General features: G+C 49.2%; 4 protein-coding genes. All 4 read right to left on the minus strand.

What is annotated here, in order from left to right; translation table 11 throughout:
- Window positions 1–58 precede the first annotated feature (58 nt).
- Window positions 59–6,373, minus strand: coding sequence for a GH32 C-terminal domain-containing protein (locus NSU01_RS26085; RefSeq protein ID WP_144026072.1), 6,315 nt, complete (start codon window positions 6,371–6,373; stop codon window positions 59–61).
- A gap of 197 nt (window positions 6,374–6,570) precedes the next feature.
- Window positions 6,571–8,847 (minus strand): GH32 C-terminal domain-containing protein, encoded by a 2,277-nt coding sequence (locus tag NSU01_RS26090; RefSeq protein ID WP_076243828.1) that lies wholly within the window; start codon window positions 8,845–8,847, stop codon window positions 6,571–6,573.
- On the minus strand, window positions 8,844–11,312 hold the full coding sequence (locus NSU01_RS26095; RefSeq protein WP_076243829.1) for a PfkB family carbohydrate kinase: 2,469 nt from the start codon (window positions 11,310–11,312) through the stop codon (window positions 8,844–8,846). Before NSU01_RS26095 ends, NSU01_RS26090 begins: the two co-directional genes overlap by 4 nt.
- Before the next feature lie 28 nt (window positions 11,313–11,340).
- Window positions 11,341–12,969 (minus strand): ABC transporter substrate-binding protein, encoded by a 1,629-nt coding sequence (locus NSU01_RS26100; RefSeq protein ID WP_042139104.1) that lies wholly within the window; start codon window positions 12,967–12,969, stop codon window positions 11,341–11,343.
- Window positions 12,970–12,994: the final 25 nt, after the last annotated feature.

Below are 12,994 nucleotides of genomic sequence, written 5' to 3' on the forward strand. Positions count from 1 at the left end.
AAGCCGGAGTCATGGCGAAGGCGGACATCACCTTGCCTCCCCGGCTTTCCCTTAGCCATTATTTATTGACTTTATCCAGCAACAGCGAGATGATTTGCGCGCTTTCCGCACGATTTACCGTTTCATGTGGCATGAATAACTGGTTGCCGCGCCCGGTAACTAATCCGAGTTCCTGTGAGGCAGCCACTGCATCTGCAGCCCATGCACTAATCGTACCGGCATCATTGAAACTACTCCTTTGACCGAAGACAGGATTCTGTCCTGTATGGAACAGATACGCCTTGTAGATCATGGATGCCATTTCTTCACGGCTTATCGTTTCCTCAGGTGCAAAGGTATCTGTGCTTCTTCCCGTTACAATCCCCGCTTCGTATGCTGCGGCAATAGAAGATGCATACCAATGCTCAGGTTCTACATCCTTGAATGCGGTTAAGCTCGTCCCTGTTATTCCAAGTGCCCGGGTGATCAGGGAAGCGAACTCCGCTCTGCTGACCTTTTGCTTTGGTGCGAAATCCGTCTCACTCACACCCAGGACAATTTGCTTTGCTGCCATCCTTTTGATTACGTCATAGGCCCAATAAGAGGCATTCACATCTTCAAAGGATTTATCATAAGTAAGGACGGCATACTTGCTGAAATGACTCACCTTTGCCGTCCATTTACCGTCTGCATAGGTTCCACCCATATATTCCAGACTGCCGTCATCTGGGATGTAATAAATGCCCGTTATATCTTGGCGGGAATCCTCCTGTGAGCCCAATCTGATTGTGATGGGTTTGGAGAACTTCTCAAGCGTCAGCTTCGTTCCGTCGGGCTTTACAATAGACAATTTGAATTCGTAGATCTCTCCAGCCACTGAAATGGCTGCCTGATTTCTTTGTCCAATTTGCCCAACCCGCTCTTTGCTCTGCTCTGAAGTTAAAGGTTCCATTTCAAAAGAGATCTTCGCCTGCCCAAGCTCACTGCCCGTAACCATTGCCTGTAAATCCTTCAATACTTCTGCGGGAACTTCAATCTCCACATCTGCATGCTTGATCTTCAGCGCATTCTTACCGTCATTGGCTGCCAGAGTCGCAGGGAATAGTACCTGTCGCTCGCCTTTTCCCAACTCGAATAACAGGCTATTCTGACTCTCCGGCTTGCTTGCCGGAACCACCGGTTTACCCGGAGGACTGCTTGGAACGGCTGTGTCAGTCGGGTTGGCTGGTTCACTTGGACCGGTTGGGTCAGGTGGACCGGCAGGGTCAGTTGGGTCAGTTGGGTCAGTTGGGTTATTCGGATTCACCGCATTCTGCACCTTAACCGGTACATTGAAATCATCGACATTAATATGTCCGAACCCGCCTGTAGATTGGTCGACTACCTTAATGTAGAGCTCCTCGCCGATATACTGCGAAGCATCCCAGATCTTACGCTGATACTCCTCATAATTCGTGGCAGTCTCTTTAAACAGCTCTTTGCCGTCCGATGCCCGGACTAGCGTAACATACAGCTTATCGATATCACGCCCGCCGCTAACCAGGAAATTGAGCTTGCCGTTCCCGCCAAGCACGAAATTCTGTGATTTCAGCGTTCCCGTTAAGCTGTCACCTCCGGCTTCTTCGTTGAAGCCCCATAAATGATAGCCGCCCGGAATTTTATGCGACGGATTGAAGTAGATCGTGTCCCAGAAGAACTTGGCATCGGTCACATGAACATCCTGGAAGGCGTCTCCTTCAGTAATCCAGCCTGTTAGGTCTCCTGTAGCAAAATCATGGTTTGGCAGCTCCGTAATATCGGTATACACCGAGTTGTCCCAGTTGTCAGGCACATCGACCGGAGCAGCCGGTTCACCCGTCAATGCATTCATATTCCATACTTCCATGGACTTGACCGTAATATCGTTGTCAGCCCAAACCTGCAAGCCCAAGGAATCGTATCGGCCTACATAGACTCTGGTTGTCAGCTTTTTCTTATCATTGGCAAAGGCTTCAACAACCGAACGGTCAAGGAAAATATGCAGCTTCAGATTCTCTCCGTCCAGATCCACGGCCCCGCCTTGAATCCCGTCTACGCGTACATCCGGATCAATGCTGCTCTTGGTCCGGTCCACATTGAAGGTCCCGTTCGTCTTGTCATAGTAAATCAGTGTTTCCTCCTGGCCGTTATCGGAGCGACGCACTTTGAGACCGAATTTCTGGGCTTCACCCGGATCAATTTCCATCACAATCTCCAGCATGTCACCTTTGACATTATGGATTAATTGATTGGCGGCAGCCAAATTTTCGTCCGTGAAATCAACTACCTTATCTCCCCGGAGACTCTGCAATTCTTCAATGGGCTCAATGCGAAGTTCATCGTGTTCATCCAGGCTCAGGGAAACGGGCAGTGCCAGATTATGAGCCCATCCAGCCTGATATTCAGCCTGCGGCGTTCTTACATTTTGCACCATGGAGTATACGACCGTTCTTCCGTCTGGTGTAACCATCCCGCTCTCGGCGGTTAAATATCCGTCTCCCACATCCATTTTGGTGGGTGCGTCCTGATCAGGTATAAACTTGAAGTTATCTCTATCCCAGGTTCCAATCCAGTAAAAGACTTCAACATCTCTTAGCACATCATCAGCTGGAGGAACCTGCTCCGGCTTCTCATGGGGATTAACCATGAAAATGTATTTTTGTTGTCCTGTACTATCCTCACCCAGCGGCAATAATACCGGCAGTTCCCATACCGTACCGAGCTCCGGATAAAGATTTCTGTCACTAACGTATAAAGGCCCCTTATACTCCCAGTTGTACATATCGTCAGATACATACACCAGTGCTGTACCACTGCTGAAGTCTTGAAGGCCGGATGTCACCAGCTGATACCACTTATCTGTCTCTTGGTCATACCATACAAAAGGGTCGCGGAACTCATTATGGATACCGTTTCCGTTCTGCTCCGTCACCGGCTCAGGATATTTCACCCATTGCTCCAAATTAGGGTCCGACAGATCTGCCGGAGTCGCCAGGCCTGTTCTTTGATTGGGTGACAAAGCGTCATTGCCGGCAGTATAGAAAAGCACGGGATTGCCGTCACGGTCATAAGCTGCGCTGCCAGACCATGCACCATCCGGGTCAAGAGTACCTGCTTCCGGCGCAAGTGCAGGCCTCACATTCTTCCAATGCACCATATCGTCACTCACCCAATGTCCCCAGTGGATTTGATGCCAGAACGGACCTTGCGGGTTATGCTGATAAAATAAATGATACTGGCCGTTATAATAAATTGGTGCATGCGCTTCATTCATCCAGTTTTGCGGAGGCATCGCATGGTACTGTGGACGGTGCTGATCACCGTCAAATACACTAGGATCCTCGTCAATGTCACCATTCGGAATTTCTGGAACCATCCCGCCGTGAAGCGCCTTCACATTCTCGTATTCAGCAAGAATCTCTTGCCCCGTAAGCGCTTTGTTCTGCAGTTTCACTTCATCGATAAGTCCGCTGAACATATTGTAGGAGAACAATCCTGCAAACTCTGCAGATCTATTGTTTTTTCCGATAATCAGCTTTTCCGTAGAATGTGTAACCGGAACGTTGACAGGAGTTTCCTGAGAAGCTACTTCCTGACCATTTAGATATAATTTAATAATTCCGTCCTTTTTGTCGAACGTAGCTGCAACGTAATTCCATTTGTATTTCTCAAGAGGATGGTCCTTGACCCATACCTGAATCCACTGTCCGCCGATTCCGACCTGCATTGACCATGTACCGTGGCGGTACATCCCCAAAGCGAATCCTTCCGTCTTATCCTGATCGGACTGGTTCACGATAGCAGACAGCTTGTTTCCGTCTCCCCATTCGTAGCTGCGCGGGGCAACCCAGGCTTCAAGCGTTAACGCGTCACTTACAGGAACGGTATCCTTTGCGTCGATCTCAATATCATTTGAGTATCCATCGAATAGCAAGGCCCCGCCTTTTACTCCGCGCAGAGTCCATCTTGGATCTTTGGAGTCCATGTATCTGGCGTCATTAAATACATAGTTTACATCATGCTCAAGATTGCTTACTTCCTCAAGCGCCTTTTTTCCTGCGCCTTCATCAAGGCTCATGTAGAAAATGGTTCCCGTATTATTCGCTCGAAAAGCGTCAACGGAAATACGGGCTTGATTGGATTGATCGATAACCTTGATATAAAGCCTCTTATTGTAGTGCTTCTGCATTTTCCAGGATATCTGCTCATTCGCACTGACGTTCCCGGTCTTCTCAAGCAGCGTGTTAGTGCCGGCATCATATAATGCCACGTAGGCTTCCTGCGGATTAATGATGTCTAAAACAGTGAAGTTAATCGTCCCGGTCCCGCGAAGCGTAAAGATATTGGAGGTAATCGAGCCCTGTCCTTCCAAGGAGGACTTGGCATAATAGTTACCTTCTTTACCAGCCTGGGCATCATTGCTCACTTGAAAAGCGTTATCCTGGGCGGTCCAGCTCTCTAAGTTTCCGGTTTCAAAGCCGGGATTCTGGATTTCAGTCGGCATAATGTTATCTGCCATGACTCCTTCTTCCGGTACGAGTTCATTGAAGGTGTGGAAGGCGTCCGCAAAGATTACTCCCCAATCCGCGTACCCATTATCGACGATCTCCACATATAGCTTCTTGCCGATATACTTGGAGAGATCAGCTTTATATTGCTCCATATTCGCGAGTCTCAGGCCCTGTGCCGGATCCGGGAACCCGGACTCGTTAAATTCGGTGTTGCCGTACCTGGCGATCATGTCCCCTGTATCGGCATTAATGACGTTCACGTACACTTGATCCGTATGCTTGCCTCCGCCCAGTCTGAAGGTAATCCAGCCTGTTCCGCCCAGCTCGAACGTACTGGAACGAAGCTTACCTGTCGCAGTCTCGTTATACTTCAACCCGTTTAAATGATAAGTGCCTTCCTGGTTATACGGGATTTGTTCAACCCAAAAGGTGGTTTCATCCGACACGCTGTTCGGACCAAACGCTTCTCCTTCTTCAACCGTCCAGCCTGTTAAGTTCCCGGTTTCAAAGCTGGGATTCTCAATTTGATAGCGTTTGAAATCCGGCTTGATATCCGTGGCGGCAATTCCTTCAGCCGGCTCAGCTTCATGGTACATGAAGAAGGCGTCCGCAAAGATCACGCCCCAATCCGTGGTTGCATTATCGACGATCTCCACATAGAGCTTTTTGCCCAAATATCCGGAAAGATCCGCCTTATATTGCTCCATATTGGCAAGCCGTAAGCCCTGTGCGGGATTTGGGAAACCCACGTCAGCGAAGGCGCTATTGCCATACCGGGCAATCACTTGTCCCGATTCAGCCTCCACGACATTTATATAGGCCTTATTAGGATTTTTGGCGCCGCCAAGCTTGAAGCTGATCCAGCCGCTGCCGCTCAGCTCGAAGGTACTGGAACGAAGCACACCGGTCGCAGCCTCGTCATGCTTCCAGCCGTTTAAATGAAAGGCCCCTTCCTGGTTGTACGGAATTTGTTCCGCCCACCAGGTGGCTTCGTCCGATACACTGTCCTGACCGAACGCTTGTCCTCTGACAACCGTCCAGCCTGACATATCCCCGGTTTCAAAACCTGGATTATCGACTTCATAGGGACTGGTTAATTCAATATCCGGCTTAATATCCGTGGCAACAATGCCTTCCGCAGGCTCGGATTCATGGTACATGAAGAGCGCATCCGCAAATACCACTCCCCAGTCCGCAGTTGCATTATCGACGATCTCCACATACAGCTTCTTGCCTAGATATTCGGAAAGATCTGCCTTATATTGCTCCATATTGGCAAGCCGCAGGCCCTGTGAGGGATTCGGGAAACCAACGTCCGCAAAAGCGCTATTGCCGTAGCGGGCAATCACTTGACCTGTCTGGGCTTCCACGATATTTACATAGGCTGTGTTTGGATTTTTCGCGCCACCTAGCTTGAAGCTGACCCAGCCGCTGCCGCCCAGCTCGAAAGTGCTGGAACGAAGCACGCCGGTCGCAGCCTCATCATTCTTCCAGCCGTTTAGATGATAAGCACCTTCCTGATTGTACGGGATTTGTTCCGCCCACCAAGTGGTTTCGTCCGATACACTGTCCGGACCGAACGCTTCACCATTGACAACTGTCCAGCCCATCATATCCCCGGTTTCAAATCCCGGATTCTGGATTTGGTAGACTGTATCCGTAACTGACAACCCCTCGTCAGCCTTAGGAATAGGATAGACCGCATCCGTAACCGATAATCCTGTGTCAGCCTTAGGGGTGAACGCCTCCCGGGTACCCACTCCAGCTTCGGCTGCAGCCGAGATTCCGGGAGCTACAAGCTGAAGAACCATCACCCCTGCAACCATTCTGGAGATCCATGCTTTGTTTCTTTTGACTTCTCTCATCAACGAGCCTCCTTCATCATTTCTTATTCATGAAATCATTCATACGTAATTTTGAAATGACTCTCCGTATACAAGGATGCATAGTCATGAAGTAAGAGAGGTGTGAATGAAGCGCTTCCATCAAGAGGAGTGCTAAGTGGCTTAAGTGTTAGTTACATTACCCATCGGGTATAGTAAGGAGCGCCTAGGCGCTCACGTTACCATATAGATTGCATATCCCATATTTCCATAGACTTCACCAATGGCTTACCGTCTCCCCAGAGCTCAAGCCCTAATGCATCCTTACGGCTTGGATATACCCGGGTCGTCAGGCTTTTCAACCCGTTGGCATACGCTTCGACCATGGAGCGGTCCACATAGATATGCAGCTTCAGATTCTCTCCTAACAATTCCAGCTTGCCCCCTTGAATCCCCCTACACTTTTCACCCGGATGCAGTGTTGTTTTCGTGCGGTCGACCAGGAGCTTAGCTTCATTGAAATCGTAATACAGCAGGGTTTCTTCTTCTCCATCCGGTGTACACCGGACCTTGATTCCGAGTTGTCCGGCATTGCCCGGTTCCAATTCCAGTTGAATCTCAAGCATGTCGCCTTGTACATCCCCCAGCAGGACATTAGCTTCAGCCAATGACTTGTCCCAGATCGATAACCGTTTCTCGCCCCGCAGCGATTGCAGCTCCTGAATCGGCTCGATGCCCAATCGCCCGTCATCTCTTAAATACACGCTTAATGGCAAACCTCCGTTATGCGCCCAACCCGATTTGTATTCCATTTCGGATGTACGGTCGCCCTGAGCAATTGTAAAGACAATATTCCGGCCGGTCTTCGGATCCACCATACCGCTCGGACCGGTGAAATGAAAATCACCGACATCTATCAATTGCGGTTCTTCCTGATCCGGGATAAAGGAAAGCTTATCCTGATCAAGCTGCCCGATCCAATAGAAGACCTCAACATCGGCACCTTTTCCCACAGGACTAACCAGCAGTAGATGCTTGTTGTCCCCCTGCTTGTCAGTGCCTAAGGGAAGTAGTACAGGAAGCTCCCAGATGGGCCCGAGATAAGGAAACTTCTGAATATCCGCTTCAAAGAATGGGCCCTTGTATATCCAATTCAGCATATCCTCTGAGGCAAATGCCAGCGCTGCCCCGCCTTCACCTTCAATTCCCGACCCGACCAGGGCATACCAGCCCTCTTCATCCTTCCATACGAACGGATCACGGAAGTCTCCGAATGCGCCCATTCCCTGCTTCTGAACGATAAGCGGCTCCGGATGTTTAATCCACGTTATCAGCTCCGGGTCTCCATCCTGCGGGTAAGTGCTACGGGCAAGCGCCACACTCTGATTCGGCGAAGCACTGTCATTACCTGCTGTAAAGAACAAGGCAGGAAGTCCGTCCGCGTCATAGGCCGCGCTTCCCGACCAGATTCCGTCCGGTGCAAGCTGATCCTTCTCTGGTGACAGGGCCACGGGAAGATCACGCCAATGTACCAGATCTTCACTTACCCAATGTCCCCAATGGATATGGTGAAAGTACGGTCCTTGCGGGTTGTGCTGATAGAACAAATGATACTGCCCTTCAAAATATATTGGCGCATGAGGCTCGTTCATCCAATGTGCCGGCGGGCTGACATGATACTGCGGTCTGTGCCGGTCCGTCAGCAGAGGTGTACGATCCAGCTTGATGTCGTCATAGTTCAACTTCGGCCGGACGCCTCCATGTGCGGAATCCAACACTTCCTGATAAGAAGCGGCAGCCTCCTCATTGCTCAAGGCCCGGTTATAAATCTTCAACTCATCCATGATCCCGCCGAACATATGAAGGTTGAACACTTCGATAAGCTTACTGCTGTGATTGTTCTTGCCAATAAGCAGATCCGTGTCCGCTGCGGCTATACGGGAACCGCGGGGCACAGCAGACGAAGCGATTACTCTACCGTTGAGAAACAGCTTCATTTCCCCATCGTCGCCATCGAATACAGCATTTAGATAAGACCACTCGTTCTTCGGCAATTCACAGCCGTCCGGCGACCAGATCTCTGCCCATTCTCCTCCCTCAAGTCCGATTTGGAAGGACCAGGAGCCGTGACGGAACATGCCAAGCAGGAAGCCCTGTTTATTATCCATATTGTGCTGGTTCACGATAGCTGCGAGCTTGCTTTCATATCCCCATTCATACGTCCGCGGGGCAACCCAAACCCCAATGCTGAGAGCTGATAGAAATTCCGGCTCTCCGTTATGCTCTTCCCCGTGGACAGGATGGGCGATATATGTTGAGTAACCATCGAAGAAGAGGCCATTTCCCAACACTCCCTGTCTCCACAGCGGAGTACAAGGGTCGGTAAACTCCGCATTGTTAAATACGTAGTGTACATCATGCAGAGTTCCGGTTACGCTCTCCAGAGCACTTGCTCCGGTTCCCTCATCAAAGGCCCAATACCTCATTAGTCCCCGGTTGACAGCTTGGCTGCTCATGCCTCATTCCTCCCTGAAGTCTGCCGTGTTCTAACACTCGGAATTTGAATGGACTTCAGCGTATGGATTTGAAGCGAATTCAGGACAACCTGTCCTGCTCCTGTGCTTACCTGAATATTCTCAATTGGAGCGTCCGGGAAAATCTGATCGGTCAGCACCACCAGGCCATTATCCGCATAAACTTCAACTGCATTACGATCCAGCCAGATGTGCAGATTAAGCTTCCCATTCGTAGCGGCCAAGCTGGCACCGTGACGGCTTGCGAATGCCGGGTGGAAATCAGTCTGACCGCTTTTGGAACGGTCGGTGAACAGCCATTCCTTAGCAGGATCATATCCGATTATAATTCCGCTCTCTCCGCCAGATTGCAGATGGATAGATACCTCATCCCCGGATTGGATATTAATCTCTACTTCAATCTCTATCAGTTCACTCTTCATCTGCTGTATAAAAGGAGTCTCCGACGTAACCGTGACATTGTTCCAGCTCATTGATTCATTACGCAGCTGTTCTATTTCCCGGACAGGCATTTGGCACAGCACGATACTTCCATCCTTACTGGTCAAGGACAAGGTGCGGGGCAAAGTCATTGCCCCTCTCCAGGAGCCGGTAGGTGTCTCGTTAGCATATTTCCAGTTACTCATCCATCCGATGATTACGCGGCGTCCATCCTGCTCCGGAATATCGGACCAGGTAACTCCCGCATAATTATCTCTTCCATAGTCCAACCACAGTATATGATCTGCAGGATTGTCATTGATGAACGTCTTTCCATCGAACTCTCCAATAAAATATTGCGTACGCGATCCTTCTGGACAATTGGGATTATCTCCGATGCTGATGATCAGCACCCATTTCGAACGCCCGGTATCATCCACCGGTAATTGAAACAAGTCAGGGCATTCCCAGACACCGTCATGTGACCCTTCTTCTCTGCCGAATTCACCAGTCAGCGACCATTCACGTAAATTCTCGGATGCGTAGAACAGGGCATGATCTCCAGCGACAATCACCATAATCCACCGCTTACTTTGCGGATGCCAGAACACCTTAGGGTCCCGGAAGTCCACTATCCCCTCCTCGGAAAGCACTGGATTACCCGCGTATTTCTCCCAGGTTACTCCTTTATCACTGCTGTAAGCCAGGCTCTGCCGCTGGCGCGGCTGCCCCGTCTCCGGATGGGTATCTGCATGGGTAAAGATGGCAACGAGTCCGTGCGAATCTTCGAATAAACCGCTGCTATTATTCCAATCCACTACACAGCAGCCAGAAAATATGGCCCCATGCTCATCCGGGAATAGAGCCACAGGTGCGTGTACCCAGTGAACCAGGTCTTCACTAATAGCATGCCCCCAGTGCATGGGTCCCCATTTACTACTGTAAGGATGATATTGATAGAATAGATGATAGCTTCCCTCAAAGTAGACTAATCCGTTTGGATCATTCGCCCAATTGGAAGGAGGTGAGAAATGAAAGCCCGGTCTGAAGCGATCGGCATTACTCTCTTTACTGGACTCTATCATCTGGTTAATTTCTTCTGTCGTAGGCATAGACCCAAGAGCCCCTTTCCGTGTTGTAACTAACGCTCCGCCGGCATTAGCAAAAGTCAGCATGCTGGTGATTTGTTGGCTGGTCAGATCCTGCAGAGAACTTCCGCTCTCCAGAAGTCTGTATAACAAACAGCCTAGAAAAGCATCGCCTGCTCCAGTCGTATCGATAGCCTTTACCTTAAAGCCCGGCACATAACCATCCAGACTAGCCAACCGGTAATAGCAGCCCTTTTCCGCTAAAGTGACGACGAGGAGTCCGATGTCATATTGCTGCTGGAGCTCTTGTGCGCCTTTTTCAAGATCGCTGTTGCCTGTTACAAAAGCAAGCTCTTCTTCCGAGATTTTCAGGATATCGGCATAATTCATACCCCAAAGAATATTCTGTCTGGCTTCCTCCTTACTCTCCCATAATGCAAACCGGATATTCGGATCGAATGAGAGCAGCACCCCTGCTTCCTTGGCCTTGCGGACTGCCGTTCGGGTTGCCGTACGGGCAGGTTCATGGGTCATGGACAACGAACCAAAATGTAGCGCCTGACAGGCTTTGATCCTTTCTAATGGGATATCCTCCGAGCGCAGAAAGGTGTCTGCTCCCGGTTTCCGGAAGAAACTGAAGGATCTGTCACCTTGGTCATCCAGATGTACAAAAGCCAGCGTTGTACTTGCTTCATTCGTAACTGAAACGCCGGCTACATCAACACCATTTTCAAGCAGCGTGCTATACAGTAATGAACCGAATTGATCTTCCCCAACTTTGCTGATCAGTGCCGACTTGGCGCCCAGGCGGGACAATGCAGCAGCTACGTTAGCCGGAGCGCCTCCTGGGTTGCATTCAAACTGTTCTTTTCCCCCAGTTGAACGGCCTGCTGGCGTAAAATCTATCAATACTTCGCCTATAGCGATAACATCAAGCACAGTTTCTCCCCACCTAACTTCTATATATTTATTTTTTTAGATTTGCATTATAACGATCTAGTCCCTTTTGATAGATCTCCATAAGTTCATTCAGGCCCATCTTGTCCAGCGTCTTAAGATAGTTGTCCCAAGCCTCATCCGCACCGCCGTCCACAATGAATCTTCCTCTTTGGGTATTTACATACTTAATCAGTTCAGGCTCAATTTTATTGATTTTATCCAATTCCTCTGGCTCAAAGAAGATACTCGGATAGTTTTCCTTTTCCATATAAGGATTGTAGTATTGCTCCAAATCCTTAGCACGCTGCTGAGCACGAGGCTCCATATCTACAATTTTTCCGAATTCATCAAATGTAATGACACCAGGTGCGCCCGATCCAGGAGCAACTTGTTGACGGAATTCACCTGCAGAGGTTCCTTCAGGAAGTGGCAAGTTCACCAATTTCCCGGTTTCATCCTTCTTGTAGACGACATCCAGTGGGCCCCAGTGAATTTGAGCAGTCATGTAGGGCTCAAATTGCTGATCTACCCAACGCATAGTGATTTCCGGATTGCTGTTCGCTTTAGTGATTACAAAAGATCCACGTCCCGGGCCTCCGCCATTGGAACGACCAATACTTTGATCACCATTCGGTCCTTTCAACGGGGACAGTAAAACATAATCCTTGGCCCGCTCGGTTCCGACAACTTCTTCAACTTCCCACCAGACATAAGATCCCAGCGTTTCATCCGTTGTTTTACCTTTGGCCAGATACTGTGCATCATCCTGAGTGAAGGACTCAGGATCGATCAGTCCCTGTTTATACCATTTTTCATGGAAATAATTCAGTGCTTCCTTGTATTCAGGCTGTGTAGCTGTGAAAATTACCTTGCCGTCACGGACAATCCGATGCTCCAGGTTATCAGGAAGTCCGAAAGCGGCGAACAATCCGGCAATATCCGAGCACCACTGCATGTGTCTGAAGCTTAGCGGAATTTCATCCTGCTTCCCATTACCATTCGGATCCTGTGTTTTGAAGGCCAGCAGAGCTTCTGTATATTCATCCAATGTCTGTGGTACCTTCAGTCCCAGCTTATCAAGCCATGCTTTATTGATGACGTGGAAGAATGGATTGGTCCCCAGGTTATTCTCTTCAAAGGATGGCAGCCCATAGATATGTCCATCTGGTGCTGTAATCGATGATTTGATATCAGGGCGTCGTTCCAGAAGCGCTTTCAAATTAGGCGCATACTGATCAATTAAATCCTCAAGCGGAATAAGCGTTCCATCTTTACCATAATTAATTAACTCGTAATCAGTGAATCCGGCTGTATAAAAGGCATCGGGTAAATCGCCGCTCGCGAGCAGCAGATTTTTCTTTTCTGTATAATCCGTGTCAGGAATATTTTCCCAGTTAATTTTAACGTTAGTTTCCTTTTCCAGACGTTTGAAAATTTCCATTTCTGAGAACTCCGGTGCCAATGAGGCTTTCGGAGACACCATCCTTAAAGACACTGTTTTGTTAACAATCGGAAGACCCGTTTGATTGAAATTCGTCTCCTGATTCTGATTATTACCTGCTTGATTGTTTGCCCCGTTACCATTTCCTGAGCATCCGCTTATTGCGAACGCACCAGCCAACATTACAATTCCCGCACCTTTGAATACAGATTTCATTAGTACATAACCTCCCCTTATTTTG

Source organism: Paenibacillus sp. FSL H8-0259, from assembly GCF_037963255.1.
GTDB lineage: Bacteria > Bacillota > Bacilli > Paenibacillales > Paenibacillaceae > Paenibacillus_AQ > Paenibacillus_AQ phytohabitans.